At 68.5% G+C, this 25,717-nt stretch carries 26 protein-coding genes, 1 tRNA gene and 1 other RNA gene; 13 read left to right on the forward strand and 15 right to left on the reverse strand.

What is annotated here, in order from left to right; translation table 11 throughout:
- Positions 1-38 precede the first annotated feature (38 nt).
- The 5 genes from ACMCNO_RS33840 to ffs all read right to left on the reverse strand — a co-directional run bounded on the left by ACMCNO_RS33840 (position 39) and on the right by ffs (position 5,654).
- The gene (locus ACMCNO_RS33840; protein WP_412753463.1) at positions 39-1,034 is read right to left on the reverse strand and encodes an ABC transporter permease; all 996 of its coding nucleotides are present in this window, start codon (positions 1,032-1,034) and stop codon (positions 39-41) included.
- 356 nt (positions 1,035-1,390) lie between these two features.
- Entirely contained in the window at positions 1,391-1,984 is a 594-nt protein-coding gene (gene recR, locus ACMCNO_RS33845) for a recombination mediator RecR (RefSeq protein WP_412753464.1), read from the reverse strand.
- 4 nt (positions 1,985-1,988) lie between these two features.
- On the reverse strand, positions 1,989-2,297 hold the full coding sequence (locus tag ACMCNO_RS33850) for a YbaB/EbfC family nucleoid-associated protein (RefSeq protein ID WP_412753913.1): 309 nt from the start codon (positions 2,295-2,297) through the stop codon (positions 1,989-1,991).
- 99 nt (positions 2,298-2,396) lie between these two features.
- Positions 2,397-5,444 carry a DNA polymerase III subunit gamma and tau gene (locus ACMCNO_RS33855; protein ID WP_412753465.1) on the reverse strand — a complete coding sequence of 1,016 codons (3,048 nt, stop codon included), beginning with the start codon at positions 5,442-5,444 and terminating at the stop codon, positions 2,397-2,399.
- A gap of 113 nt (positions 5,445-5,557) precedes the next feature.
- Positions 5,558-5,654: signal recognition particle sRNA small type (gene ffs, locus ACMCNO_RS33860), an RNA gene on the reverse strand.
- Between the two features lie 80 nt (positions 5,655-5,734).
- Between ffs and ACMCNO_RS33865 the strand changes: the two genes are divergently transcribed.
- A tRNA-Ser gene (locus ACMCNO_RS33865) sits at positions 5,735-5,822 on the forward strand.
- Positions 5,823-5,907: 85 nt separating this feature from the next.
- On the opposite strand, the gene ACMCNO_RS33870 is transcribed toward ACMCNO_RS33865, so the two are convergent.
- Positions 5,908-6,048, reverse strand: coding sequence for a hypothetical protein (locus ACMCNO_RS33870; protein WP_412753466.1), 141 nt, complete (start codon positions 6,046-6,048; stop codon positions 5,908-5,910).
- A 185-nt stretch (positions 6,049-6,233) separates the two neighbouring features.
- Between ACMCNO_RS33870 and ACMCNO_RS33875 the strand changes: the two genes are divergently transcribed.
- The gene (locus tag ACMCNO_RS33875; protein ID WP_412753467.1) at positions 6,234-6,371 is read left to right on the forward strand and encodes a hypothetical protein; all 138 of its coding nucleotides are present in this window, start codon (positions 6,234-6,236) and stop codon (positions 6,369-6,371) included.
- Here the strand turns inward: ACMCNO_RS33875 and ACMCNO_RS33880 are convergent.
- From ACMCNO_RS33880 to ACMCNO_RS33920, 9 genes are all read right to left on the reverse strand, one after another.
- The gene (locus tag ACMCNO_RS33880; RefSeq protein ID WP_412753468.1) at positions 6,352-7,665 is read right to left on the reverse strand and encodes an acyltransferase family protein; all 1,314 of its coding nucleotides are present in this window, start codon (positions 7,663-7,665) and stop codon (positions 6,352-6,354) included. The genes ACMCNO_RS33875 and ACMCNO_RS33880 overlap by 20 nt on opposite strands.
- Before the next feature lie 290 nt (positions 7,666-7,955).
- Positions 7,956-8,297, reverse strand: a complete 342-nt coding sequence (locus tag ACMCNO_RS33885) for an STAS domain-containing protein (RefSeq protein WP_412753469.1) — start codon at positions 8,295-8,297, stop codon at positions 7,956-7,958.
- 47 nt (positions 8,298-8,344) lie between these two features.
- Entirely contained in the window at positions 8,345-8,917 is a 573-nt protein-coding gene (locus ACMCNO_RS33890) for a DUF6886 family protein (protein ID WP_412753470.1), read from the reverse strand.
- A 115-nt stretch (positions 8,918-9,032) separates the two neighbouring features.
- A complete protein-coding gene (locus tag ACMCNO_RS33895; RefSeq protein ID WP_412753471.1) occupies positions 9,033-9,242 on the reverse strand; it encodes a hypothetical protein in 210 nt (69 codons plus the stop codon).
- A gap of 420 nt (positions 9,243-9,662) precedes the next feature.
- Positions 9,663-12,860 carry a TIM-barrel domain-containing protein gene (locus ACMCNO_RS33900; protein WP_412753472.1) on the reverse strand — a complete coding sequence of 1,066 codons (3,198 nt, stop codon included), beginning with the start codon at positions 12,858-12,860 and terminating at the stop codon, positions 9,663-9,665.
- Positions 12,861-13,940: 1,080 nt separating this feature from the next.
- A complete protein-coding gene (locus ACMCNO_RS33905; protein WP_412753473.1) occupies positions 13,941-14,924 on the reverse strand; it encodes a response regulator in 984 nt (327 codons plus the stop codon).
- Positions 14,924-15,901, reverse strand: coding sequence for a sensor histidine kinase (locus ACMCNO_RS33910; protein WP_412753474.1), 978 nt, complete (start codon positions 15,899-15,901; stop codon positions 14,924-14,926). Before ACMCNO_RS33910 ends, ACMCNO_RS33905 begins: the two co-directional genes overlap by 1 nt.
- Before the next feature lie 817 nt (positions 15,902-16,718).
- Complete coding sequence (locus tag ACMCNO_RS33915) at positions 16,719-17,675, reverse strand: GNAT family N-acetyltransferase (protein WP_412753475.1); 957 nt, start codon at positions 17,673-17,675, stop codon at positions 16,719-16,721.
- Positions 17,656-18,420, reverse strand: coding sequence for a GntR family transcriptional regulator (locus ACMCNO_RS33920; RefSeq protein ID WP_412753476.1), 765 nt, complete (start codon positions 18,418-18,420; stop codon positions 17,656-17,658). The genes ACMCNO_RS33915 and ACMCNO_RS33920 overlap by 20 nt, the downstream gene beginning before the upstream one ends.
- 368 nt (positions 18,421-18,788) lie before the next feature.
- Between ACMCNO_RS33920 and ACMCNO_RS33925 the strand changes: the two genes are divergently transcribed.
- The 11 genes from ACMCNO_RS33925 (at position 18,789) to ACMCNO_RS33975 (ending at position 25,653) form a co-directional block, all read left to right on the forward strand.
- Entirely contained in the window at positions 18,789-19,034 is a 246-nt protein-coding gene (locus ACMCNO_RS33925; protein WP_412753477.1) for a DUF6284 family protein, read from the forward strand.
- Positions 19,034-19,183: a hypothetical protein gene (locus ACMCNO_RS33930; protein WP_412753478.1), complete on the forward strand. Its 150-nt coding sequence runs from the start codon at positions 19,034-19,036 to the stop codon at positions 19,181-19,183. Before ACMCNO_RS33925 ends, ACMCNO_RS33930 begins: the two co-directional genes overlap by 1 nt.
- On the forward strand, positions 19,183-19,956 hold the full coding sequence (locus tag ACMCNO_RS33935) for a DUF2786 domain-containing protein (protein WP_412753479.1): 774 nt from the start codon (positions 19,183-19,185) through the stop codon (positions 19,954-19,956). Before ACMCNO_RS33930 ends, ACMCNO_RS33935 begins: the two co-directional genes overlap by 1 nt.
- The gene (locus ACMCNO_RS33940; RefSeq protein WP_412753914.1) at positions 19,956-20,690 is read left to right on the forward strand and encodes a DUF2637 domain-containing protein; all 735 of its coding nucleotides are present in this window, start codon (positions 19,956-19,958) and stop codon (positions 20,688-20,690) included. The genes ACMCNO_RS33935 and ACMCNO_RS33940 overlap by 1 nt, the downstream gene beginning before the upstream one ends.
- A gap of 13 nt (positions 20,691-20,703) precedes the next feature.
- Positions 20,704-20,868, forward strand: a complete 165-nt coding sequence (locus tag ACMCNO_RS33945; RefSeq protein ID WP_412753480.1) for a hypothetical protein — start codon at positions 20,704-20,706, stop codon at positions 20,866-20,868.
- 95 nt (positions 20,869-20,963) lie between these two features.
- Complete coding sequence (locus ACMCNO_RS33950) at positions 20,964-23,216, forward strand: FtsK/SpoIIIE domain-containing protein (RefSeq protein ID WP_412753481.1); 2,253 nt, start codon at positions 20,964-20,966, stop codon at positions 23,214-23,216.
- Between the two features lie 190 nt (positions 23,217-23,406).
- Complete coding sequence (locus tag ACMCNO_RS33955) at positions 23,407-23,838, forward strand: hypothetical protein (protein ID WP_412753482.1); 432 nt, start codon at positions 23,407-23,409, stop codon at positions 23,836-23,838.
- 3 nt (positions 23,839-23,841) lie between these two features.
- Complete coding sequence (locus ACMCNO_RS33960) at positions 23,842-24,132, forward strand: hypothetical protein (RefSeq protein WP_412753483.1); 291 nt, start codon at positions 23,842-23,844, stop codon at positions 24,130-24,132.
- Positions 24,129-24,326 carry a hypothetical protein gene (locus ACMCNO_RS33965; RefSeq protein ID WP_412753484.1) on the forward strand — a complete coding sequence of 66 codons (198 nt, stop codon included), beginning with the start codon at positions 24,129-24,131 and terminating at the stop codon, positions 24,324-24,326. Before ACMCNO_RS33960 ends, ACMCNO_RS33965 begins: the two co-directional genes overlap by 4 nt.
- Before the next feature lie 170 nt (positions 24,327-24,496).
- A complete protein-coding gene (locus ACMCNO_RS33970) occupies positions 24,497-25,381 on the forward strand; it encodes a bifunctional DNA primase/polymerase (RefSeq protein WP_412753915.1) in 885 nt (294 codons plus the stop codon).
- Positions 25,378-25,653 carry a hypothetical protein gene (locus ACMCNO_RS33975; RefSeq protein WP_412753485.1) on the forward strand — a complete coding sequence of 92 codons (276 nt, stop codon included), beginning with the start codon at positions 25,378-25,380 and terminating at the stop codon, positions 25,651-25,653. The genes ACMCNO_RS33970 and ACMCNO_RS33975 overlap by 4 nt, the downstream gene beginning before the upstream one ends.
- The last annotated feature ends 64 nt before the right edge of the window (positions 25,654-25,717 follow it).

The following is a 25,717-nucleotide window of genomic DNA, read 5'->3' on the forward strand; positions in this document are numbered from 1 at the left end:
CGATGGCCGTCGGCCCGGCGGTCACCGGGCCGGCGGTGTCACCGGGCCTTCGGGTCGAGCGCATCGCGCAGGCCGTCACCGAAGAGGTTGAAGGCCAGCACGGTAATGAAGATCATCATGCCCGGAACGATCATGTACATCGGGTCGGACTGGTACGTGGCGATCGCGTCCGACAGCATGCCGCCCCAGGAGGGCCACGGCGGCGGGATACCGACGCCGAGGAAGCTCAGCGCGGCCTCGGTGAGGATGTTCGTCGGGATGATCAACGTCGTGTAGACGAGGATCGGCGCCGCCAGGTTGGGCAGCAGCTCCCGGAACAGGATCCGCGGCGAGCGGGCGCCGATGCTCTTGGACGCCTCGACGAACTCACGCTCCCGCAGCGACAACGTCTGCCCGCGGACGATGCGGCCGATGTACGGCCAGCCGAAGAAGCCGATGACCACGACGAGGATGCCGACCCGCGACCAACGGTCACCCAGGCCGAACATCGTGTCGGGCAGCACCGAGACCAGCGCGATCGCGAACAGCAGCTGGGGGAACGCGAGGAGGAAGTCCATCACCCGGCTGATCGCCGAGTCGACCCAGCCACCGAGGTAGCCCGCCGACAGGCCGAACAGTACGCCCAGCAGCGTGGAGAAGAAGGCGGAGAGGAACGCGACCGAGAGGGAGGTCTGCGCGCCGTACACGATCCGGCTGAACACGTCCCGGCCCGACGTCGGCTCGACGCCCAGGATGAAGTCCTTGCTGATGCCGCCCCACGGCCGGTTCGGCGTGCCGAAGGTCGGGTCGATCTCGCCGATGTGGAACTCGTCGATCGGGTGGCCGAACCACCTCGTCAACAGCGGGGCGATCACCGCAATGAAGGTCAGGAACATGACCACGACGCCGCCGGCCAGCGCAACCTTGTCCTTCTTGAGGCGGCGCCAGGCGATCTGCCTGAGCGAACGGCCCGCGATGGCCTGCTCGCCGGGCGCCCGCTCAGCGCCGTCCGCAGGCGCCAACTGTTCGGTGGACGCCTCTGGGCCGATCGACATCTACGCCGGTCCTTCCCCGGCCGCCGATGCCCGGACCACAGCATCCGTCGGCAACACCGCCGACCGGATGCGATGGCTCCCGTAGCGCCCGGCAACCGATCGGTTATCGCAAGCCTCGAGTGCCAACCCTCGACTCCCCGGCCAGGTCCGGCCGAGCTTCGAAGGCACTCGACGGCGGGTGTGCCGCCATCGCTAGGAACATTCACCTACAGCTTGGCCGGGGTCAAGGCTGCATGGTCTACACGGGCAGTTCCGTGTCTCCACCGTGACGCCATCGTGACCTCCGCGCGTTCCAAACGGACGGTATCGCGTAGAAGAGCTGGTAGGAAGCGAAATGGGCGTAACGGGGAGGAATCTCAGACCGCCCTGCGACCCTCGAACGCGCGACCGAGGGTGATCTCGTCCGCGTACTCCAAGTCACCGCCCACCGGAAGTCCGCTGGCCAGCCGCGTCACCGCGATGCCCATCGGTTTGACCATCAGCGCCAGGTACGTCGCCGTGGCCTCCCCCTCGGTGTTCGGGTCGGTGGCCAGGATCAGCTCCTTGACCTCACCGGTGCCCAGCCGCACCAGCAGCTCGCGGATACGCAGGTTGTCCGGCCCGATCCCTTCCAACGGATTGATGGCTCCACCCAGGACGTGATAGCGCCCCCGGAACTCGCCCGTACGCTCGATCGCCACGATGTCCTTGGGTTCCTCGACCACGCACAGCACCTCGTTGGTGCGCCGCGGGTCGCGGCAGATCCGGCACTGCTCCGACTCGGCCACGTTGAAGCAGATCGTGCAGAACCGGACCAGCTCCTTGACCTTGCGCAGCGCGCCCGAGAGCCGGTTCACGTCGGCCGGATCGGCGGACAGGATGTGGAACGCGATCCGCTGGGCGCTCTTCGGGCCGACGCCCGGCAGCCGCCCCAGCTCGTCGATCAGGTCCTGGATGGCGCCTTCATACACGGAATCAGAACCCCGGCAGGCTTAGGCCGCCCAGGCCGCCCGTGGCCGGCCCCATCTTCTGCTCGGTCAGCTCGCGCTGCGCCTCGGCCGCGTTGTGCAGGGCCGCGAGCACCAGATCCTCCAGCGTCTCCAGGTCCTCCGGGTCGACCGCCTTCGGATCGATCTTGACCGACTTGTACTCGCCCAACCCCGTCACCGTCACGGTCACCAGACCGCCGCCCGCCGTGCCGGTCAGCTCGGCCGCGGCCAGCTCGGCCTGCGCCTGCGCGACCTGCTGTTGCATCTTCTGGGCCTGCTTCATGATCTGCTGCATGTTCGGCTGTCCACCAGGACGCACGGCCGGCTCCTCGGGTCGTCGGTTTTTCGCCCGCTCAGCGTAGTGGGCGGCGGGGGCGTCCGCGCGTACGGCGGGTCAGACTTCGCCGATCTTCTCCGCCCCGAACGCCTCCTGGAGCAGCCGTACGGCCTGCTGCTCGCTGCTCTCCCGCGCGGTCTTCTCGTCGATCACATCGTCGAGCGGCTCGTCACCGGGATCGAATCCCTCGTACGCCGCGACCCCCCGCAAGGGCCCGTCGTATTCGGGGTCGTACGGCGGCTCCTCCGCCGGGGACCCGTCCGACCAGTCGCCGGTGGTGGCCTTCGTCGCCGTAGCGGCCGTTGACCTCGCCGCCGTCTTCCCCGCCGTACCGGCCGACGTCGGCAGCCCTGCGGCACCGGTGGTGCGGGCGCCGCCCGACCTGGCGGCGTTCGCGGCGGCGGCGCGGGCGGCGGCCAGGCCACCGGACGCGGCAGCCGCGCCAGCGCCACGGGCGGGGGGCCTGCCGCCGTTGCCGTTCGCAGTCGGTCCGCTCCCTGTCGATCCGCCGCTCGCCGATCCGCCGCTCGCTGATCCGCTGCTCGTCACCGGCCCGCTCGCCATCGGTCCGCGATCACCGGATTCCGGACGGCGGTCAGCGGCCCTCGACCCGCCATCGGCGGATCCCCCCGGGCGGACCGAACCGCCATCGCCGGGCGCACCTGGATGGGCACTGGCGGCCCGCCCGCCGTCGCCGGGCGTACCCGGACCGCGGTCGGTGGGTCGGCTCGGACCGCGGTCGTCGGGGGGCGGTGTCGGCGCTCCCGTCGATGTCGACCCGCCACCGGGCCGCGCCGGCTCCGGCCAGTCGTCGCCCTCGTCGCTGGGCGTGGGCTGCGGTGACGGCTCACGACGCCGGGTCGGCCCGGAGACCGGGCCGCCACCTGTCGCGCCGCCGCCCGCCGTCGTGGGTCCGGCCGGCGGTGACCGGCGCGGGTCTGGTGCGGGGCCGCGCGATCCACCCTGACTCGGCACGGACCGCCGGGCACCGCCCGGCGCCAGGCTCGCTGCACCGGCCTCACCGGCGACATCGCAGCGGATCTGCCACTGGCCGCCGAGCGATTCGTGCAGCGCGTCGGAGATCAGGGTCGGATCGGCGGCCACCATCTTGGCGTGCGCCGGGAACCGGAACGTCAACACGACCGTCCGGCCGTCGAGGTCCCGGACCGTGGCGCCTTGGGCCAGTGCGGCGATCTTCTTGCTCTTGCGCCCGACCGCCGTCATGACCTCAGGCCACGCGTCGCGGACCGCGTCCACCGTGAGCTGCCCCGGCTCGGCGACCGTCGCGGCCGCGCCGAGGTCGTCGGGCGCTTCCGGCGACCCGACCGCGGCAGGCGCCACCGGCGGCGGTCCGGCGGCATCGGGGGCCGCCGCCCCGCGCGGGTCCTGCCCGTCCGGAGGGCGCGCCTCCCAGCTCGCCGCATCCAGGTCCGGGCGGGCCGGGTTAGCGGGCTCCGAGTCCAGCGCGCCTGAGTCCAGCGCGTCCCCAGTCGGCTCACCCGAGTTCTGCACACCCGAATTCGGCCCACCCGAGTTGGGCGCGCCAACGTTCGGGGCGTCCGGTTTCGGGGCGTCCGATCCGGGCAGGTCCGGGCTCGGCACACCCGCGTCCAGCGCGTCCGGGTTCGGCGCGTCCGGGTTCGGCGCGTCCGGGTTCGGCGCGTCCGGGTTCGGCGCGTCCGGGTTCGGCGCGTTCGGCGGCGGGCGTTCGGCGGCCGGGCGGGCGGGCTCGCTGGACGCACCCGGGTGCGCGCCGGAGCGCGGCTCCGTGGCAGTCCGCCGCCCGGCGGCCGCCGCGGCGGCTCGCGCGGCCGACAGTCCCGTACCCGTGCCTGCGTCGGCACCCGGCTGCCCTACGGCCGATCCCGGTGGAGGCCCCCCCGCCACCGCAGATGATGGTCCCGCCGCCGGCGGTCCGGCTGCCGGGGCCCCAGCGTCACCGCTCACGGTCAGGCGGCGTTCCATGCGCTCGAGGCGCTGCAGCAGCGCGCCGGTCGAGTCCTCGGCACCCGGCAGCAGCATCCGGGCCGTGACCAGCTCCAACAGCAGGCGAGGCGCGGTCGTGCCGCGCATCTCGACGAGCCCGTTGTGCACGATGTCCGCGCAGCGCGACAGTGTCGCCGGACCCAGCCGGGCGGCCTGCGCGCCCATCGCCTCGAGCTGGTCGGCCGGGCCGTCGATCAGGCCCTTGGCCACGGCATCCGGCACCTGCTGGAGCACGATCAGATCGCGCAGGCGTTCGAGCAGGTCGGAGGCGAAGCGGCGGGGGTCGTGACCGGCCTCGGCCACGCGGTCGATCGTCGCGTACGCCGCGGCACCGTCCCCGGCCACCAGCGCGTCGCACATCTCGTCGATGAGCGCGCCGTCCGTGACGCCGAGCAGGGCGACCGCGCGAGCGTACGTGACCCCTTCCGGCCCGGCGCCCGCGATGAGCTGATCCAGCACCGAGAGCGTGTCCCGCGCGCTGCCGCCGCCCGCGCGCACGACCAGCGGGAACACCGCCGGCTCCACCTGGATCCCTTCGGCCTCACACAACTGCGCCAGATACGGCCGCAGCACCGCCGGAGGGATCAGCCGGAACGGGTAGTGGTGGGTCCGCGAGCGGATCGTGCCGAGCACCTTCTCCGGCTCGGTGGTGGCGAAGATGAACTTGACGTAGTCGGGCGGCTCCTCGACCAGCTTGAGCAGCGCGTTGAACCCGGCCGACGAGACCATGTGCGCCTCGTCGATCACATAAATCTTGAACCGGCTGCTGGCCGGGGCGAAGAACGCCTTCTCCCGCAGCTCGCGGGCGTCGTCGACGCCGCCGTGACTGGCCGCGTCGATCTCGATCACGTCGATCGAGCCGGTGCCGTCGTTGGCCAGCGACCGGCAGGACGGGCAGGTCCCGCACGGCTCCGGCGTCGGGCCGTGCACGCAGTTGAGCGAGCGCGCGAGAATCCGGGCGCTGGAGGTCTTGCCGCAGCCGCGCGGCCCGGAGAACAGGTACGCATGGTGCAACCGGCCGCTGCGCAGCGCCTGCGACAGCGGCTCGGTGACGTGTTCCTGCCCGATGACCTCGGCGAAGGTGCGGGGCCGGTACTTGCGGTAGAGCGCGAGTGCCACTCCTGCCGCCTCCTCTCGACCGCGCCATTCTCCGCCGAGGGTGTGACAACACCAAACGCCGTCCCGCCCGAGTGACCGGAGGTACGCCGCAGGGGGCGCGAGCGCGTGGGGAAAGAAGAGACCCCCCGTGCACCCGCCAGAGCCCGCTTATCCTTGCTGCCTTCCGGCCCTGGGGAGGTTCACGAGATGCACGCCGCACGAGGGGCTGTCCACCAGCGTACCCAACGCCCGGGGGTGGGACCCAGGGTGGTGGCGCAAGCGCGCCCGTGCCGTTCTGTATCCTGTGCGACGGAGGATTCGCCTAGAGGCCTAGGGCGCACGCTTGGAAAGCGTGTTGGGTTAACACCCTCACGAGTTCGAATCTCGTATCCTCCGCCACGCTGAGCAGGCCAAACACTAGAAGGCCGGTCCCGATGGACCGGCCTTCAGCGTCTCGGGTCCCAGTTTCGGTCTCAATTGACCCTCACGCGGCCTCGGTGTCGCCCTTCGCCCGCTCCCCCGGCTCGCCCGTCGGCGCGTCGGGCGCCTGCCAGATCAGCCCGCCGACCCGCTGGGCGATGTCAGCGCGGATCTTGTCGGTCAGGTGCTGGTACCGAACCGCCATGCTCGTGCTGGCCCACCCCATGACCCCCCATCGCGGCACGCTCGTGCACCTGGAGGATGAGCAGCAACTGGCTCCGCAGCAGGGGACTAGACCAGCGGTCTACCCGGGGAGAAGTGGCGCACCAAGATGCGGCCTTCTCTAGAGCGGGGAGACGTCTGGTTCCTGTGTGATAGTTCCGCCGCCGGTTGCACCGGCAGGAACCGCACCGGACCGACCTCGTCGACGAGCTGTATGTGGAGATCATCGACGTGCTCGAACCCTTCGAACGCGTCGGCACGATCACGCCGAGAGGCACGGAACTGCTCATCTGCGCCCGGGACTGAGCACCTCGCGGTCTCCCGGTGGACTGGCGACACGGCTTGGTGGGGCGACCAGCCGATCAATTCGGCGCCCCAGCTTCTGCCCGGGAATCTCCACAATTCTGTAGGTGACCCAGGAGATTCCGATGAGTACGCCCAGAAATAGGACCAGGACCGGAATCTGGGCGATTGGCGAAAGCCGGTCGGCCAGGTTGGCCAGGATCGGATCCAGCGCTTTGATGAGTACGTAGTGCACGAGGTAGATGGAGTAGCTGATCATCCCGAGCATGACCAGAGGGCGGGGCGCTCTCCTCCCGCTGGTGAGCCTGCCGATGGCGAAGAGGCCAGAAAAGGTCAGCAGGGTGACCACCGAACGCACCTGGTACCGCAAGGTGAGCGCACCGAGCGATTGCAGTTCCGCGATCCAGTTCGACAGCAGCGCCGCCGCGACCACCCCGGCGACCATGCCTGCGCACCACCAGTTCGTCTGCCCGCGGTCCGCGCGGTACAGCGTCGTGCCGACGAACATGACCGCCACAATGAGCAGTCCGTCCCACACGTGCGCCGGTTCCTGATTGGCAACCAGCAGGAGCCCCGCGATCCCCGCAAGCACCAATCCACCGGCACGTACGGCCCAACGACGCGCGCTGGTGACGGCGACGAGTCCTGCAGCCAGACAGACGGCCACTCCCATGGTGAGAATGTTTCCGACGCCCGGCACCGAGGAGATCTGCCGCGGCGTCAACGGCGCGGTCACCACCGCCAGCACGGCGAGCGATACGGCAACAGCTGCGTTTGCGGTGTGGAGTCGCAGCGTGAACAGCGCGCTGACAATCAGATAGAACGCCATTTCAAAGCTCAGCGTCCAGAACACCGCGCTAGCGAGGGGAACTCCGAGCATATCGGGAAGCATCGTGGCGTGCGCCACCGCCGCAGGGAATGGGTGATCTGACAGGTATCCGTCCATCGGGACCAGGCCGTTCTCACCGAGGACGACGACGGCCAGGCCGACAACCAGATAAAGCGGAAGGAGACGAAAGGCTCGGCTTATCCAGAAGGAACGCAGGCTCCCGTGTCGCTCCAGTGAGGCTGGAATGATGTAGCCGCTGACCAGAAAGAAGAGCATGACGCCGGCGGTGCCGGCATGGAGCCACTCGCCGGAAACCGCACGCACATCGCGGAAGAGGTATCGGCTCAGATGCGCGTAGACGACCAGAAGTGCCGCGACCGCCCGCAACCCGTCGAGCCAAGCAAGCCGATGCTGTGAAGCAACGCGTGGTGGCGACAAGGTCGGATCAACATTGGCAGCGTTGGCCACGGGGGCGTAAACCTCGGTCGGGGGGGCTCTGGTCGACAACCTGCCGAGGGTAGCGACGAGGCGGCATCCAGACCAGGCCGCATTCGAGCCGTTCGGCTGTAAGAATCGAACAGACCGGCGGGTGGCGAATACAGCACTCCAGCGGGGATTCGTGGCGCTTCAATTCGCGGCCGTGAAGGGCGCATCGAGCGCTATCATCGCCGGATGCCCGAACTGATCGCGCCCACTACCCGCCTGCACGCAGCGTGGCTCGAGGCGCGTGACGAGTGGCGCGCACCGATTGGACCGCGCTAGAGCTGGCCCGCCGCGATGGCGTCCTCGACCTCGGGGAAGATCGCGAAGTACCGGCTCAGTCCCACGGTCTCCATGAGCCTGACCAGGAACGGGTTCGCCCCGGCGAAGCTCATCCAGCCGCCCCGCGCGGTGATCACTTCTTTGCTGATGATGAACGCGCTCAGGCCGATGGAGTCGCAGAACTTGAGGTCGGTGAGGTCGACGACGATGCGGGGAACCGGCCGCTCGAGCAGCTCGGTGAGCTTGGCGCGCAGGGTTGGGGCGGTGTCGGCGTCGAGCTCGCCGGTCAGGCGCAGCACGGCGACGTCAGAACGATGATCGGTCACTGTGGCCTGCATGAAAGTCACTTTCGTCCCGGTTCTCTGAACTCGAAGGCTAGGCGAAATCACGATTGCATCGGCGCACAGCCGGTCCGTCCTGTCCCGGGCCGAGGTGTGGCATTGCGCAGCCGGATGCCGCTGAAGTCCAGCGTGCTGGCGGCCACCGCATCCATGAATCCCCACAGGTTGGGGAGCAGGCGCAGCTGAATGCCGGCGCCGGCGTGCAGGGCCACGAGGTCGTCGACCGGCTCGGCGGGGCCGAGCGGCACCACCGGCTCCTGCGCCACCATCGCGTGCGGGCGCGGCTGCCCGATGGGACGGAACGGCGCCGCGGGCAGGCGGTAGGCGTACAGCCGGATCTGTTGCAGGCGGGCCAGCCAGCCGTACTCGATGGCGTGGACGCGGTCGCCACCGCCGGGGCCGAGGATGCGCTCGCGGTCCGCGGCGGTGCTTCCGGGGTGTGGCCACGCCAGGACGCGCGGGCAGTCGCGCGGGAACCAGTACGACGGAGCCTGCTCGGCGTCGACCGCCCAGACGTACGGATCCGGCTGCTGAGCGGTGGCCGCGACGTGCGGCACGAAGCTGGTGATCGACGGGTGCTCGGAGAAGTGCAGGACCTCTCCCGGTGCAGGGCGCATCCCGACACCTAACACCCGGAATGCGATCGGGCCGGACCCCGGGTGGGGTCCGGCCCGATGACGTTCGGCTGTGCCAGGAGGGTGGAGCATGCGGCGCAGCCGGGTTCCCGGCGCCTTACAGCTGGCGCCACCTCCAGCGCGGACCACGCCACGCGTCGGCCAGGATCAGGGCGGATGCCCGTCCCGGACACTGCTGCACCTTTGACTTGCCGGAGGGGCCGCCCATCTGGGCCTCGACCTCCCAGGTCTCGCCGTCGGTGCGGACGTAGACATCCCGGCGCGCGAGCCGGTTGTCGCCATTCCACCAGTGCTGCTCAACTCTCACCTGGTCAACCCTAGGGGAGACATCGACGTGTGTGACCAGGCGAACTCATGAAACTTCCTCGCTGCCCGGTCGAAGGTGGGTTGTCCGATCCGGTGGTTTTGGCCGGTGTGACTTGCGCGTGAGCCGCGTCTCAGGGCGGTTCACTCATCAACACTCTGCGTAATCGCCGCAGGTGATGGAGATCGACTCCGTTGCGACGCAACGGGGCCGTCACGCGCAGGGCGCCTGATCAGCAATTTGATCATGCCCGACCGGCTTCGAGAGGAGAACCCTGGCCGCCCGGGGACCCTCGGGACGGCCGGCAAATTTTCGCACAGAGAGTGATCAAAGACGAATCTCGTGGGCCACCCAAAAGCACGCCCAAAAAGCACACCTCGCCCCGGAGACGCCCGGCAGGTGGTCGGGCGCACGTAGTGCCGCCTACTCGTAGGTGACCGTCAGCGGCTGTCGTATTGCGTGGGCGCCCATCCGCACCGTGAGCGACTTCGTGTCGGCGGCGTACGACCAGGCCGACCGGAACACCACACGACCGTCGACCCGGACGGCGCGCGGGGCGTGGACGCCGGCGAACACGACCGTCCACTCCCGCATGCTCGGCTGACCGGTGTAGTGACCCCGGACCGGCTCGATCCGGACGGTGTGCAGGGCACGCGACTCCCGGTAGGACAGCAACGTCGTGGCCTGGCGGGTGTGATCGGTCCCGTCGTCCTCGTACAGGATGGTTCGCCCGTTCCCGCCCGCGGCCACCGTGACGGTCGCCGCGCCCAGTGGGTTCATGTCGTCGCCGGGCACGTCGTCGACGCGGGTCGTCACGATGCCACCGGAGCGCAGGAACACCGGCATCGTGTCCAGCGAGGTGGTGACCTGCCGGGTCGTGCCGCCCGGATACGTCTCGCCGGTGAAGTAGTCGGTCCAGGTGCTGCCCGGCGGGAACCACACCGACGTGGTGGTGCTCGCACCCGGCTCGGTCGCGGGCGCCACCAGAAGGTCCGCACCGTACAGGTACTGCGCGCCCGCGGTCGCGTACGCCTCCTGCTGGTCGGGGTAGGCGAGGTACATCGGGCGGGTCATCGGCAGGCCCGTCCGGTTGGCTTCGGCGGCGGCGCTGTAGGTGTACGGCATCAGTTGCTCGCGCAACCGCAGGAACTTCACGGCGGACGCCTCCGCGGCGGGGCCGTACTGCCAGGGCAGGCGGTCGCTGTGGTTGGAGTGGAGCCGGTCGACGGGCTGGAAGGTTCCCAGCTGGACCCAGCGTGCGTACAGGTCGTCGGGCAGCTTCGTACTGCCCGGCTCGGTGCCGGACTGCTGCAGCCCGCCGGTGTGACCGCCGATGTCGTGACTCACGGCCGCCAGCCCGGTCGCGGCGGACTCGCCCGGCGTGTAGCCGACCTCGAACTGCAACGTCTCCCAGTCGGAGATCGTGTCGCCGGTGAAGTGCAGGGTGGTGCGTTTGTCGGCCCACGGGCCGGTCGGCACGGCGGTCGGGCTGCTGTAGCCACCCGACTGCAGCGATCCGTAGGCGCGAGAGAATGCGAAGCCGTTCTCGGTGGCGTACTTCAGGTTGATCCAGGCATCGGGGGTGACGCCCGGCAGCGAGGAGCGGCTGCCGTCGCAGCACCAGTCGAGCCACCAGAAGTCGACGCCCGCCGGTGCCATGGACCGGTGCAGGCCGAGGTAGGCAGCGACCTGGTCCGGGTCGCCCCAGTCGAACACATAGCAGTCCGGGCCGCTGTTGCATCCGGCGCGTACCAGCTTTCCCTTGGCCGCGGCCTGTGCGGTGGCGAACCTCGGGTCGATGCCGCGGATGCTGGGGTGGATGTTCAGCGTCGTGTGCAGGCCCTCGGCGTGCGCCCAGTCGAAGAAGCCCGCCGGGTCGGGAAACCTGGCCGGGTCGATGTCCCAGCCGTTCCACCGGTCACCGGCCTTGAAGTCGGTGTCGACGACGAGCACATCGAGGGGTACGCCCTCGGCACGGAACCGGGGCACGATCGTCTGCTGGAAATCAGCCGCGCTGCGGTCGTAGTACTCCGAGTACCACACGCCGTACGCCCAGCGGGGCAGCAACGCGGTCGGGCCGGTGAGGGTGCCCAGTTCGCGCAGCGCCCGGCCGTAGTCCTGGCCGTACGCGAAGACGTACCCGTCCTGATAGCCGCCGGGGTGGGCGGCGCGCTGGGTGACGGCCTGCGTGCCCGGGTCGAACAGCGCCGACGCGGTGTCGTCGAGCAGCGACCAGCCGTCGGCGTAGAGGATTCCGGGTGCCGTGGCGGCGGAGCCGTCGACGCCGTCGAGCGAACGGCGGTACCCGCCCAGCGGCGCGTGCGGGGCGAGCAGCGGGACATCGGGAGCGGCGACGGCCACCGTGTCGATGTTGACGTTGCAGCTGTCGTCGGTGGGACAGCCCAGCCGCACCGTGTTGGTTCCGGCGGCCAGCGTCACGGGCACCGCCACGGTCCGCCAGTAGTCCCAGCCGCTGGTCGGCGCCAGCGTGGCAGTCACGGGCGCATCGCCGCCGACCTGGACCGTCACGTCGCGCGCCCGCAGCGGCTGCCGACCGGCGCGGCCGTTCGCGTAGCGCAGTTGCAGCCGGTAGCTGCCGGCCGAGGGAACCCCCGTCACCGTGAGCGTGTCCGATGCCCCGGCCCGCTCCAGCCCGGCGAGGAAGCCGTCGCCGGAGTGGCCGTTGTGGTCGGCGGCCGGTTTCGCGCCACCCGCCAGCACCCCGGTGTCCGCCTCACACAGCGCGCCGAATGCACACGGCACGGCCCCCGGCGGGACGGGTTGCGGGTACGCCTCGCCGGCCCGCAGGAGTGCGATGCTGTCGACGTTGACGTGGCCGGAGTCGGCGGGATCGCGCCGTAGCGTGATCTCGTGCCGTCCGGCGGCGAGGGTGACCGGCGCCGCGGCGAGCGCCCACGTGTCCCAGGACCCGGTGCTGGGCAGCGTGATCCGCGACCCAGCGGTCCCATCGACGGCGACCGTGAGGTTCCGGGTGGTGTTCTGCCCGTCACCGCCGACGAAGTTCGCGTACCGGGCGGTGTACAGGTACGTCCCGAATTCGGGAACGGTCATCGCGACGGTCATGGCGTCGCCGGTCGCCTCGAATCCCGCAGCGAAGCCTTGACCGGTGTAGCCGCCGTGATCGCGGGCGACGCCGACACCCTGGAGCTTGCCGGATTCCGCCTCGCACAGGGCCCGCGGGGCGCAGGTCGGCGGGGCGTGATCCGCCCACGGCGCGGCCTGCACGGCCTGCCGTCCGGTCGTGAGCCGCACGGTCAGGTTGTCCGCGCCGAACGGGCCGGAGCCGACCTTGTACCGCAGCGTGACGGCACCGGTGTCGATGGTCAGCCAGTCGTCGGTCGTCCGGCTGCTGATGTGTGGCCGCCTGGTGGTCCGGCGGCCCACCACGTTGAAGGTGGCGGCGTCCACGAATCGGGAGTCGCCGGCGTACTCGGTGCGGATCAGCGTCGGGGAGAGCACCTCGAAACGTGCCTGCCCGGAGATCACCACGGAGTTGCCGGGGGCGGTGGCCGCCGCCTGGGCCGGATTGCCGAGCATTGCCGCAACCGTCAGGGCCGCCGTGGCGGCGGCGAGGTGCCTGGACAGGACGCCGACGCGCATCGAGTTCCTCCAGTCTGCTGCGGGGCGACCCCGCACCGGCCAGTCACTCCCGACGCACGTTTCCAGCGGCACCCATCGATGTCAACGCCCTTAATTCACCCCAGGAAGTAACACGGGCGTCAGGCGTTCTCGCAGCGAGGTGGCTCGGCCAGTGGACCGCCGAGGCTGGTCGGGCGCGTCACCAGAGACCGAAATGAGACCAGACGCGGAAACGCCCGGCGCCTCACGGGAAGTCGCCGGGCGTTCACCCTGCAAGCTGGCGGTGGTGAAGGGATTTGAACCCTTGGAGGGCGTAAACCCTCACACGCTTTCGAGGTCTGCGAGGCATCGTCCGTACTGGTCCGGCACCGTCTGTGAACAGGAGCGCTGGAGATCCGCGATCCCTGACGAACGCCCGCGGACGATGGCGAACGAGACCAGAACTGAGACCACGTCCGTGTGTCGTACCCGCGCCCTATGGTCGCTCCGTGACGCTCGCGAACATCACTGGCCTCGCCATCGTGTGCGAGGTCTGTGGCATCGATTTCGGCAGGACCTAACGGGCACGCACGGTGCCGACTGCGTCGAGTGCCAGCACCGGACGCCGCTGCACGCAACCGAACCAAGGACGACCAAGCTGCGAGCCCTAGGGGGCTTCTCCAGCAGTTTGCCATGGCTGGGTTGCGCAGATGGGTCGACTGCAGCCCACCCTGCGGAGAAACACTCCTTCGTGGACGGCCTGGCTGAACTCCTTCCTGTATCGTCAGCGGATTTACAGACCGCCAAGCAGGCACGTTGTGAGCAGCACAAACCCCTTCCGTCCGCGTGCCGTTGCCGGGCATTTGCCGCCGAAGGACCCGCAAGAGCCACCGAACGACATCGACTGCGGCGCCCTCCGGGTGATGAGCAGTTTCCGCCCCGTCTTACCCAATGCAAGTGGCGCCGTCCGCCGCAGAGTCTGTTCACATCGGTGGTAACGCACCAGCGCTTTTGAGCGAAGAGCGCCAGCCCTTCGGAAGTTCCCGGAGCGTTACAAGGGGAGGTCGAGCCTATGCCGAAGCTCCCGAAGTTTCCCAACCCCAGGGGACACAACCACTCACTCTAGTCGAATGCGTCTTCGACGATCCCAGTAGAGTGAGTCTTCTGAGTGCCGTCATCACAATAGTCAACCTGCCGAGTGGCGAAAGCAGGTAGCCGCTCATGGATAAGGATCCGTTCCTCGCGGGGGTTTCCGCAGCGGTCGCACTCGATCCGGATGAGCGCCGCCCACACTCGATACACTGGAGCGCGCTGAAGGTGCCGCGATCGAACATTCGATTCCTGATCCGAGATCTTATAGGTTACCTCCCGGGTCAGGGAACCCGTTTGATCCACTACTACAGCGCTCTTGTGTGTTTCGGCTATCGCTTGTTCGAGTGCGGTCTGGATGTGACCCACAGAGACATTGATACGCCCGCGCGTGCTCATTTTGATCGCCGTTTGACTCTGCTCCTCGATGGTCACCGCATATTTGCTACTCCAAGTGGCGCCTCGCTTGTCCTCCTGGCCACGGGTCAAGTGCAACACCGTCTGCCATCCGCCTTCGTCAACGAAGCTTTCCTGGAGCACTCGCAAGCCGATCAGAGAAAAAATGACCTGTGGGCCGAAGAACCCATATCGTTTCGGGGAACGGTACAGCTCAGTCACAGGACCAACGAGGCGCTGTTGACATTCTAGCCTGTACTCCAAATACTGCTGGAATACCACCTCCGCGAGCCTGTCGACATCCCCCTTCTTCAGAACCTCATTGAACTTGATGTTGAAAGCCGCCTCCCGGACATCGTCGGCCGATGCTTTTCCCGAGAACATGATGAGCCGAACGCCACCATCGACGGCACGCAGTTCTTGAGACAGGACAGTTCCTGCCTTCTCCGGCATCCTCTGATCCAGAACTGCAACCTTGATTGCCCTAGTCTTCATGATCGCTAGAGCATCCGTCGGATTGCTGGTTGCAACAACGGCAAGACCGGTGACGGTCTGTACGTAGTTCGCAACAGACTCGGCCGTCTTGGCGTGATCGTCTACGACGAGCACTTCTTCATTCATTACTGCCTCTTCGGAAGGGAAACGGTGAACGCAATCCAATCACCGTCGACATCGTGGCCAACTTGGCCATCGCGGTATGAACTGACGAGCCGTGAAACCGTCGCCAGACCGAGGCCCTGATGACCATCCTTGGTTGTCTCTCCTGGGCTGTATATCTTCAGTTCGGGCAGTGGTCCCGTCAATTGGTTTTTGACGACGATCCGGACGACTCGGAGGTCATCCCACTCGATAACCACTTTCCCATGAGGTGGTGACGCCTCGACAGCATTTTCAAGTAGAGGCAATATGATCGCCGCCAGCACGCTGTTCGAGTAGCCTTCGATTGAATCAGGAAGTGAACTTTCGACAACGACATCCTTATCTAGGCGCCGCGAATATAGCCGCGCTGCGCCATCTATTGATGCCCTTAGGCTATCGGGAGACCACGCCTCGTCGCTACCGAAGACCGCAGTTAGCCCCTCATACGCCGCGATGAAAGACTTGCAAACGTTGACCGCTTCGAGCAACATCTCGGAACTGTGCGATTCTTCAAGTGTGGCTCGCATGGTCAACGCCGTTGATTCAATAGCCAGCAGTGGAGTGTTTAGGGAGTGCGCAATCTCGCGCACAATCTCATTTTGACTATTCGCCGACTGGGCGCCGGGCTCGCTGCTATTGATAATTGTTACATGCTGAGTTGCATACTCTCGGTCGAGCGACGCAGTCAGATTCTCGATCTGTAGGGACAGGTCTCTCGGTAGCCGCTGAATGGAATCTGCAAGGTATTCCATCGCTACGGTATCGAGACCATTTAGGGTGCGCCTTTCCGCCACTTCGGCTACGGCCTTGAGGAGCCGCTCCTGCATCCAGAGCAACTCCCGCTCTAGCATCTCGCCGCGCCTCGCGTCTCTACGAGACACGAAGAGTACAAACGTGATGCCGACAAAGATGCTCAGAGTGCCAGCAACGGACGCTATTGCAGCCCAGTCCGGGTTCACATTTCGCCTTTCAGATAAAGGTCGACCCCTGCATGGTAGTTAGCCCTCCACACTGCCCGCTCCGATACCTGCACACCATCAGAATCGGTTCAACCAGGCCCCTACGCAAGCGCATCACTGCGGTCACCGGCCTAGCGTCGCGAGTGCGGAACCTTGTGGATAACCCGTCATCGACATTTCTGCTGCTGAAACGTTGTCGGAGGCACCGGAGACACCGCGGACCACCTTTGGCTGACCTGCGCTGGTCGAGGGTCACATCGACATGTTGAGGCGGAGCGCATGGTTCCCGGCCCGAGTTCGCGGCTGCCCAGACACCAGGGCATACGTCAAACGGCCGGGGTCGGCCGGGGCACCCGCGTCGGCCGCGTCTCCCAACGCTTCCGCTGTTCAAGCGTCTTGGGGACACCGGGAACACTCGGACAGGTCTCCGGTTCCTCCACCGCGAGGCCGGGTTGTGGGCTTCGGTGGCAGGTCGGTCGCCCCCGGGGGGCGTGCGGCCCGTCTGGCATCCTGCTCCTTCCATCCGCCCAAGGGATCGGCCGTTATCAGGCGATTAACCATCTCGCGAGCCTCGACCTCAGAGGCAAAGTCCCACCGAAGCACGCGGGCCGCTGTCGGGGCTGCCTTGGCGTGCAGTGATGTACCAACGGGTCTCGACGCTCAGCCAGATGTCCCGCCGCGTCATGCGCGCCCAATGTCCGTTCCACCACCGACCGCGAGAATCCACCGGCGCAGCATAGTCGAACACGCGTTCCATCGGCAGGCCGACGTAAACCCCCAGGTGCAGGCCCTGGTGGGCACCCCAACCTCTTGCAGGTCAAGCCGTGTTCGGGGACGTGGGGGACAGTGGCGAGACGGCTAGGGATTGGCCCGGCCTTACCGTCGCGATTCGGACGCTGCATGGCTTGCGATCGTCGTGCGTTAGGACGTACTTCGCGTCGGCGTCGAGCTGCCGCGAACTCTCAGTCACACGGCCAGCCTCCTGCCAGGAGGAGCCCGGTTGGCCGCTGTCGACCAGCCATCGGTTCTCTGCGAAGCGGAGGCGGTACCGATACCCCGGTATCACCAAGAGCGATCGGGGGCCGATCTGCGGATACCCCACTGTAAATTCCGGCACGTGGTGGGTGTGGCCCGGCCGCCAATTTCCGGCAGGATCGACCGAGTCTCCTGGGATGGACATAGGTGCATTGAGAGCTGGAATCTGCGGGACCTCCGCTAGCCGCGAACGCATCGACCCGCCCATCGGCCTGGCCAAAGTCTGGAATAGCGCACCAGAGTGGCGGCCCGGAACGTCGACGGTTCGAAGGTATGTCCAGCCCCGATCGCGGTAGTACGCATGCAAACCCGGGTTGTTCTTCCAGGCATCGAGTCGCAACCAATTGCACCCGAACCGGTACGCGTGATCTCCTGCCCATTCCAGCAGGAGTCTGCCTAGCTCATCGCCTGCGCGGGCACGTCGAACGTAGAGCTTGGAGACATAGCCGGCAGGTTCGGTCAATTCATCAGGGGTCCAGAAATCTGTATCGCCGTCGATTTCTACCGTGACGGTGCCGATGAGGGTGCTTCCATCACACAGGAACCAAACGTCTCCCCGTTCCAGAGAGGGCCGCATCTTCGTGCGCCACTTCTCCCAGGTAGACCACTGGTCTAGTCCCCGGCTGCGGAGCCAGTTCACGCCCTCGGCAAGCAGCTCGAATACCGTCTCGAACTCGTCGGCTCCCGCCTGCCGGATTGTAAAGGTGGTCAAGGGTACCTCACTCCCATGCGCGTTCATAGACGATGACGTGACGATCCCCCGGCAGGACGTTTGACGTACAACGCACGGCCCGCCCGTCCTGGGTGTATCCCGTGACGTAATGCAGGGCGACAGGTGTGCCAGCGCCCAAGCTCAAGCGTTGTGCTTCATCGGGCGTAGGCATGCGGATGAAATACTCATCAATCGCTCTGGCTTGAGGATATCCAAGATCGGCCAGGTATTGATTCGTTCCCTGTGCAATGTCGGCAGGTGACATGATCTCAGAGTCTCGAACGATGTCCAGCGGAAAGTGCGAGTCATTCGTATTCACTGGCTCGCCATTAATGTAACGAACTCTCCTGCGCGCCACGACTAGCTCGCCTTCGGCCAGTTCGAGGCGCTTGGCAATCTCGGCCGGAGCCTTGATGAGCGACACCTCGATCGTCTGCGATGGCACCCGACCCTCCGCAGTGATCTGCTGGCAGTAGCGGTCCATCTCAGGCGTCGCCGGTTGGGGCCGCGATTCCGCCTGCGGCCGATACACCATGTGCTCGAGCTGCCTGACGAAATGACCATGCGGACGCCGCGAGACGACCAAGCCCTCGGCCACAAGCGCGCCCAGGCCGTTGCGGACTGTCTGCCGCGCAACGCCGAACTCTTCGGACAACTCCTGCTCGGTGGGCAGTTGCTCCCCAGGCGCCAGCGCGCCCGAGGTGATGCGGTCGCGCAGGCTGGCCGCGATCCGCTGGTACGCGGGGAGGGTCGCGCCTCGGAAGGTGTTCACGCATCTGTTCTACGCGCCTGACCAGGGAATGTCTAGTCAATGTGGTCAGACCCCTTGACGCCTCGGCGTAACTCGTGCCACTCTCAGGCCAACGAACAGATTGTCTAGTCAATCTGTTCAACCTGGTCAAACCGCCGGGGGTAGCCGGGGAAGGCGAGGCGCCTGAGCGCCACGCACGCCTACGAGCCGCCGTGACGGGCTGCATGTTGACAACTGAATTCAGTGGGCCGCACCTCCCCGTAGCAACCGCCGAAAAGGTCGCCGCGCACGGCTCAGGTCCGTGTATCTGTCCCTAATCCTGCAGGTCGGCGCGGCTGTAGCCGCATCGCGCCACCGCCGCGCCGACCTCCCACCGTGGAGGAAACACCGTGAGGAAGCGCCATCGCACCATCGACGAACCAACCCCCGCCGACCTGGCCGCGATCGAGGACGAGTGGCCTCTGATCGAGGCCGAGCTGGACGTCGTCAACGCCGAGATCGCCATGTTGTACGCCGCCGATCGTGGCGGCCCGACCGTCCTGGACTGGCGCCGTCTGCGCCGGGCGGAAGCCCGGGTGACCCGGGTCGCCGCCGAGCTGGCCGCCAAGCCCGCTCCTCAGAAGGCGGTGGCCTGATGAACGCCCGCAAGCTGCTCGGCGGCGCCCTGGTCGCGTTCGGCCTGTTCTTCGCCATCACCAACCCCGGCCACGCCGCCGACATCGTCCACACGATCGCGTCGGGCATCGGCGCGTTCGCATCCGCCCTGGCAAACGGAGGCCACTGATGCACACCCCCAACCCCACCACCGGCCCGGCCGCCCCCGATCCAGGTCTGCTCGACAAGGTCCGCAAGCTGCTCGCCAAGGCCGAGGACGACGCCTGCACCCCGGCCGAGGCGGAGGCGTTCACCGCGAAGGCCGCCGCTCTGATCGCCAAGTACGGCATCGACCAGGCGCTACTCGCCGATACCACGCCCGGCACCGATGTGGTGGGTGACCGGGTGGTCGAGATGGACGCCCCGTACGCCCGGGACAAGGCCGGGCTGCTCGCCGGGATCGCCCACGCCTTGCGCTGCAAGACCGTGTGCCGTACCCGGCACATGCCCGGCGATGGCAAGCGGCTCTCGATGCACCTGTTCGGGTTCGGCGCCGACCTCGACCGCGTCGAGCTGCTCTACACGTCGCTGCTGGTGCAGGCTGCGCACGCCCTCGTCGCCGCATACGTGCCGTGGGGTCAGCACCCCGCCTCCTACCGGCGCTCCTGGTACGCCGGATATTCGACCGCGATCCACCGCCGCCTACGCGCGGCCGAAGCTCAGGCGCGGTCCGACGCCGAACGTGTCAGGGCCACCGAGCACACCGGCCGGTCGGTCGCCCTGGTCCTCGCGGACCGCAGCGCCCTGGTCGACCAGGCCCGCGCCGCCGCCTACCCGAACCTGACCGCCGGACGTGCCCGCCGGTTGTCCGGCACGGGCGACCGGGACGGCTACGCCGCCGGGCAACGCGCCGACCTCGGCACCACCCGCATCAGCCGGGCCGGACGCAAGGCGGTCCGGTGATGCGCCCCCGGCTGGTGTCCGGCCGCGCCTGGGCGTACGTCGGCGCGATCCTGGGCGGGATCGTGTCGATCGCCGCGAACGTCGCCCACTCCTACGTCCCCCCGCCCGGCGCGCCGGGCGGCTGGTCGCCGCAGGGCGGCGCGGTGGTCGGCGCAATCTTCTGGCCGGTCGCCCTCTTCGTCGCCGTGGAGATCCTGGCCCGCACCGCATGGCCCACGGGCCGCCGCTGGTCGCTGCTGCGCTTCGGAGGGCTGGTCCCGGTCGCGGGGGTCGCCGCGTTCGTCTCGTACAAGCACCTGTCCGGCCTGCTCGCCTTCTACGGCGAGGACGGCTGGACGGCCACCCTCGGTCCCCTGGCGGTCGACGGGCTGATGGTGATGGCGACCGGCGCCCTGCTGGCCACCGCCCGCTGGGTCACCGTCACCGAACCGGTGCCCTCAACCGTCCCGGCCGCCGCCACCGTGACGGCAACCAACCCGGCACCCGGCCCGGCCGCCGACGCCACGAACCCCGTCAAGGCCGCGACGGCGAAGCGGGTTACCCGCAAGCCCGCGTCGGCGGACAAGGTCGCCCGCGCTGCCGCCAAGCTGCCCGGCGCGAGCGTGGCCGCGATCGCCGCCAAGGCCGGGGTGTCCGAGTCCACCGCCCGCCGCCACCTGCCCACCCCGGACGCCCCGATGGCGTCACCATCCGCGCCCGCACCTGCGGAAACACCCACCCTCGCCGCCGCCTGAAAGGACCCCCGCCATGCGTCACCTCTGGCACCTGTTCAACACCGCCATGCTGCTGAACGTCGTCCTGTGGTTCCTCGCCGACACCACAGCGAGCAAGTGGCTGCACGGCATCGCCGCGATCGCGTTCGGCGTCGCCGTGCTGGCGACCCGGCCGAAGCAGCCACCCACCCTGCACTGACGCCGCCCGGCGGCACGGCCTCACGCCTGCCAGCAATGTGCCGTGCCGCCGGTCCCACCCACAAGCCCCTCTACGAACTCGCAGGAGAGAACCTGATGGTGCCGCAGAACCCTAACCCGGATGAGAACTTCGACTGGAGAGCCGCCGAGCACGACATCCGCGACGCGGAGGTCGTCGACCTGGACGCCGCGCGGCAACGCCGCGACACCCCGACCATCGTCCCGGCCCAGGTGCCGGACGACGCGGAGCCCGAGGTACTGGAAGGCGAGATCGTGGCCGCGAAGGTCACGGACGCGCCGCCGGAGTTGAAGCAGTGGGCGTGGGCCGTGGGGTGGCGGCACAAGGCCCGCCGCCTGTGGACCTACAAGTACCGCTACCTGTGGAACACCACCATCGTGCTCAGCGCCTGGAGTCTGCGCGCGTCCGGCTGGTGGTTCCGCGGTATCGCCCGCGCCGTCACCGACTTCTTCGCGTTCGTCGACGACCGGCAAGGCCTCACCGTGGCCGACCAGACAGCCGGCAGCGTCGACGGCAAAGCCGACGTGGACGCCTGGCTCAAGGCCCGCGCCGAGCGGCACCGGGAAGTCAAAGACCGCCGCCGCGTCGTCCGGTCCCGCACCATCCTTCCCCTGGCCTGCCTAGTCGCACTGATCGGGCTGCTGCTCTGGCTCGGCCAGGCCGACACGATCCGCAGCAACCTCGGCCACGCCACGCTCACCGCGTGGGCCGGGCTGGGCTGCTGGCTGGTCTGGTACGGCCGCGCCCGCACCGCCCCGTTCTTCCCGCAATTCCGCGAGCCCTCGCCATACCCGCCGGTCACCAACGACACCGTCACCAATGCGCTGCTCGCCACCGGCATCGGCCAATTCCGCGACGTCGTGAAGGCCGGACACTCCCCGGTCGACGTCATCTACCGTGACGACAGCGCGGGCGGAAAGATCGCAGAAACCCACCCCATCCCCGGCGTCACCACGCAGATGGTGATGGCCAAAGCGACCGTCATCGCTGGCGCCCTCAAACGGCCTCCCGCGATGGTGCACCTGTCCCAGGCCCCGACCGGCGTCCCCGGGCATGTGGAAATCCTGGTGCTGGACATCGACCCCGGCCAGACCAAACCCAAGCGGTTCGCCTACCTCGGCAAGCCAGTCAACGTCGGCGCGCCGTGCACGATCGGGTACGACCCGCGGAACCGGCCCGTACGGTGGCCGCTGCCCGGCGCGAACGGCATCACCACCGGCACCCCCGGCTCCGGCAAAACCGCCTACCTGATCGGGCTGGCCTGCCTGGCCGCCGCCGACATCGACGGCGCCCAACTGGCCATCTTCGACTTCAAAGGCATGGGCGACTACGCCGAGTGTGAGCCGGTCTGCTACGCCTACGGCGCGGACGCCGACCCCACCGAAACCGCCCGGATGCTGGTCGACTACCTCACCGGCCTGAAGCGGGAGGTCATCCGCCGCCGTCAGGTCCTCACCGATCTGAAGAAGGTCGGCTCTGAGCTGCTGGACAACAACGCCGCCGCGCTCACCGACCGGCTCGCCCGGTCCAAGAAGCACAACATGGCGTGGATCCTGGTCATCATCGACGAGGTGCACGAGGGCCTGGGCGACCCGCAGTACGGCAAGGCCATCGAGAAGTTGCTGATGGACCTGATGAAGATCGGCCGGGCCTGCGGCATCCACGTCGAGATCGCCTCCCAGCGCACCGACGTCGACTCCATCCCGTCCGGGATCAGTTCCCTGCCGATCGTGCGGGTGGCGTTCCACCAGAACGGCCAGCCCGGCAACGACCAGATCCTCGGCACCGGCGCCTACAAACGCGGCGTAGACGCGACCGCGTTCCGGCGCGGCGCAGCCGGGAGCGCCGCCGACGACCGGGGATCGTGCTGGTTCATCGGCTCCGAAGGCGGCGAACCCGTCCGGGTGCGGACAACGTTCACGTTGCCCGACACAAAGCGGATCGTCGCGTCCGCGCTGGCCGGACGCACGAAGGCAGGCACGCTGATCGGCGCGGCGGCCGGGATCGTGGAGCAGATCGAGGCCGCTCCGGCGCACTCCGCCCTCGATGACGTGCGGGCGGTGTTCATCGGCGACGACATCGCCCTGCACGGCGACGTGATCTACGCCCGGGTCAACACCCGCCACCCCGGCCGGTGGAAGTCCCAGGCCGCGCTGATCGCGGCGCTGAAGGGCGAGGCGCCGGGCTGGAAGAACCCCACCGTCGACGTCCACCAGATCCGCCCCGCTGACGCCCCGGTGGACGCCGGGATCGAGAAGACCCGCAGGGGCATCCGGCTCAACCACCTCCAAGCCGCAATCACCGAGCGTGACAACCGGCAGGGTGGCTGACGTTCCCGCCGCACCGGGGTTCCGGCTCTTCTCGGCCCAGCACGGCCCCGCGATGCATCGCGGGTAGGACCGCGATGCATCGCGGGGCCGCTACCCCCCACCATCGCGCCGCAACCGCACCACCACCAGCCGACTCGCACCCTCGCGCCCGGCAGGCACCGCACACCCAAAACCAGCCCCGGAGGCAGTTGTGACCACCCCTGCCCGCAACCCGCTATGGACGATGTTCGTCCTGCTCACCGCCCTGCTCTGGCTCACCGCCCGGACCACACCCGGACTCACCCTGATCACTATCGGTAGCCTCGCAGGCTACTTCGGACACCCCTGGTGGGGCCTCGCCCTGATCGCCGTCGGCGCGATGATCTACGCCGAACAGTGCTCCCGCACCCCCTACGCGCCCTGCCTCCGCTGCAACGGCAGCGGCCACCACAAGACACGCCGCACCCGAGCCTGCCACCCCTGCAAGGGCAGAGGCGTGCGGATGCGGTGGGGACGCGCCGTGATGAACACCTACCGCCGCGCCACCTACACCACCCCCGCCGCCCCCGCCGCCCGCCCGGCCCCGCCGGTCACCGCCACGACCTACACCCAAGCCCTGACCGACGACCCCCGCGAGCGCTGACCCATGACCCGCAAACCGCACGACCCCACCCACCACACCGGCTGGTGCGCCCGCGACCACCGCTGCAACCACGCCGAACACCGCTCCGACGACATCGCCGTCACCATCCCCGGCCACGGCCGGGCCGTGCTTACCCGCGTCCGCGACAGCCAGGGCCGCGAATACGGCGAACTCCGCGCCCGCATCCACCTCGACCCCGACGAGTACACCGCCCGCGTCCAGCTCCGCACCGCCCTGACCGACCTGCGCGGCCTGCTCTCCCGAGCCGCCGACTACACCCGGAGAAGCGCATGAGCACCTCCACTACCGGCCAGCCGGTCCCCTGCCATCCCAACCCGGCCGTGCGCGGCAACGCACCCAACTGCCCCTACACCGAGCCGTGCACCCGCCGCTGCCATGCCCTGCGCCTCGACCACGACGGACAACTCGTCACCCACATCACCCGCTACGCCGACCACCCGCGCGGCAACCCGGACCGGGACGACTGATGCACCGCCCCGCCGCGTGCGGGCACTGGATCGGTGGCGAGGCCCGCTACTGCCTCGTCACCGACCACATCAGCCCCTACCTGACCGGGCCGCGCTGCCCCGCGCACACCCCGGCCGCCCTCATCGGCGCCCCGGAACCACCCGCCGTCTCGCTCACCCAGGAGCCGACCATGCCCCAACCCGCCTGCCTGCTGACCGCCGCGTTCGCCCTCGCTGCGAAGGGATACCCCGTGTTCCTGCTCGGCCGCACCAAACGACCCGTGAAGAACTGCCCCGACTGCCCCAAAGCCGAAACCGACCCGGCCCATGACCCGGAAGCCTGCACCTGCCTGACCTGCCACGGTTTCTACGCCGCCACCCGTGACCCGGACCGGATCGAGGCGATGCACCACGCCGTCCCGGGCGGGCTACTCGCCATCCGCACCGGCCGCGTCTGCGACCTGGCCGTGGTCGACATCGATCCCCGCAACGGCGGCCGAATCCTGCCCGACCTCACGCCGCCCACCCGCTGCGTGCGCACCGGCTCCGACGGCTGGCACCTCTACTACCGCCACCCCGGCGGCACCCTCGCCAAAGACCTCACCAAACGCGGGCACCCCGGCATCGACATCAAAGCCGACGGCGGCTACGTCGTCGCCCCACCCTCCATCCACCCCGACACCCGCCGCCGCTACCGATGGGCAGGCAACCGGCCAGTCATTGAGATGCCCCCGCCGCTGGTCAACCTCTGCCGGCCAATCGAGCCACCCACCGCCCCGGCCGCCACCGCCACCCCAACAACCCGGGGGAGGGGCATCTCATCCCCGGCCGCCCTCCTGCAAGCACACCTCGACGCAGTAGCCCGCGCACCCGAAGGCACCCGCCGCAACACGCTGTACGGGGCCGCGCGTGGCGTAGCCCGCATGGTCAGGGCCGGAGTGCTCACGGCCACCGACGCGTACCAGGCGCTCTACGACGCCGGGGTTCGCGCCCAGCAATCGCACCGCGACATCCATGCCGCCATTACCGGCGGATTCCGCGCGGAGTCAGTTGCCACAGAAAGGATCGCCGCATGACACGGCCACACCGGGTCATCGAAGGAACCGCCATCCTCGACCGGCTTCACAACACCCTCACCCGCTACGTCGTCCTGCCCTCGCCCGAGGCGGTGGACGGTGTTGTGCTGTGGGTCGCCGCGAGCCACGCGCAACCGGCCTGGGCGCACGCGCCGCGCCTGGTCATCCGGGCACCCGAGAAGAAGTGCGGCAAGTCGCGGCTGCTCGACATCGTGGAAGGCACCTGCCACAACCCGCTCATCACCGTCAACGCATCCCCGGCCGCCGTGTAACGCTCGATCGGTACCGAGGACCCGCCGACCATCCTGCTCGACGAGGCCGACACCATCTTCGGCG

Origin of the sequence: Krasilnikovia sp. M28-CT-15 (genome assembly GCF_047159595.1) — a bacterium.
In the GTDB taxonomy this organism is placed as follows: Bacteria; Actinomycetota; Actinomycetes; order Mycobacteriales; family Micromonosporaceae; genus Actinoplanes.

What these genes read in the sequence shown, in the direction of transcription:
- ACMCNO_RS33965 (WP_412753484.1), top strand. Translation starts at nt 24,129, where the DNA reads ATGAGCACCTCCACTACCGGCCAGCCGGTCCCCTGCCATCCCAACCCG.
- ACMCNO_RS33870 (WP_412753466.1), bottom strand. Translation starts at nt 6,048, where the DNA reads ATGGCGGTTCGGTACCAGCACCTGACCGACAAGATCCGCGCTGACATC.
- ACMCNO_RS33905 (WP_412753473.1), bottom strand. Translation starts at nt 14,924, where the DNA reads ATGAATGAAGAAGTGCTCGTCGTAGACGATCACGCCAAGACGGCCGAG.
- ACMCNO_RS33900 (WP_412753472.1), bottom strand. Translation starts at nt 12,860, where the DNA reads ATGCGCGTCGGCGTCCTGTCCAGGCACCTCGCCGCCGCCACGGCGGCC.
- ACMCNO_RS33915 (WP_412753475.1), bottom strand. Translation starts at nt 17,675, where the DNA reads ATGAACGCGCATGGGAGTGAGGTACCCTTGACCACCTTTACAATCCGG.
- ACMCNO_RS33885 (WP_412753469.1), bottom strand. Translation starts at nt 8,297, where the DNA reads ATGCAGGCCACAGTGACCGATCATCGTTCTGACGTCGCCGTGCTGCGC.
- ACMCNO_RS33975 (WP_412753485.1), top strand. Translation starts at nt 25,378, where the DNA reads ATGACACGGCCACACCGGGTCATCGAAGGAACCGCCATCCTCGACCGG.
- ACMCNO_RS33945 (WP_412753480.1), top strand. Translation starts at nt 20,704, where the DNA reads ATGCGTCACCTCTGGCACCTGTTCAACACCGCCATGCTGCTGAACGTC.
- ACMCNO_RS33840 (WP_412753463.1), bottom strand. Translation starts at nt 1,034, where the DNA reads ATGTCGATCGGCCCAGAGGCGTCCACCGAACAGTTGGCGCCTGCGGAC.
- ACMCNO_RS33970 (WP_412753915.1), top strand. Translation starts at nt 24,497, where the DNA reads ATGCCCCAACCCGCCTGCCTGCTGACCGCCGCGTTCGCCCTCGCTGCG.
- ACMCNO_RS33850 (WP_412753913.1), bottom strand. Translation starts at nt 2,297, where the DNA reads ATGCAGCAGATCATGAAGCAGGCCCAGAAGATGCAACAGCAGGTCGCG.
- ACMCNO_RS33940 (WP_412753914.1), top strand. Translation starts at nt 19,956, where the DNA reads ATGCGCCCCCGGCTGGTGTCCGGCCGCGCCTGGGCGTACGTCGGCGCG.
- ACMCNO_RS33935 (WP_412753479.1), top strand. Translation starts at nt 19,183, where the DNA reads ATGCACACCCCCAACCCCACCACCGGCCCGGCCGCCCCCGATCCAGGT.
- ACMCNO_RS33890 (WP_412753470.1), bottom strand. Translation starts at nt 8,917, where the DNA reads ATGCGCCCTGCACCGGGAGAGGTCCTGCACTTCTCCGAGCACCCGTCG.
- ACMCNO_RS33950 (WP_412753481.1), top strand. Translation starts at nt 20,964, where the DNA reads ATGGTGCCGCAGAACCCTAACCCGGATGAGAACTTCGACTGGAGAGCC.
- ACMCNO_RS33960 (WP_412753483.1), top strand. Translation starts at nt 23,842, where the DNA reads ATGACCCGCAAACCGCACGACCCCACCCACCACACCGGCTGGTGCGCC.
- ACMCNO_RS33930 (WP_412753478.1), top strand. Translation starts at nt 19,034, where the DNA reads ATGAACGCCCGCAAGCTGCTCGGCGGCGCCCTGGTCGCGTTCGGCCTG.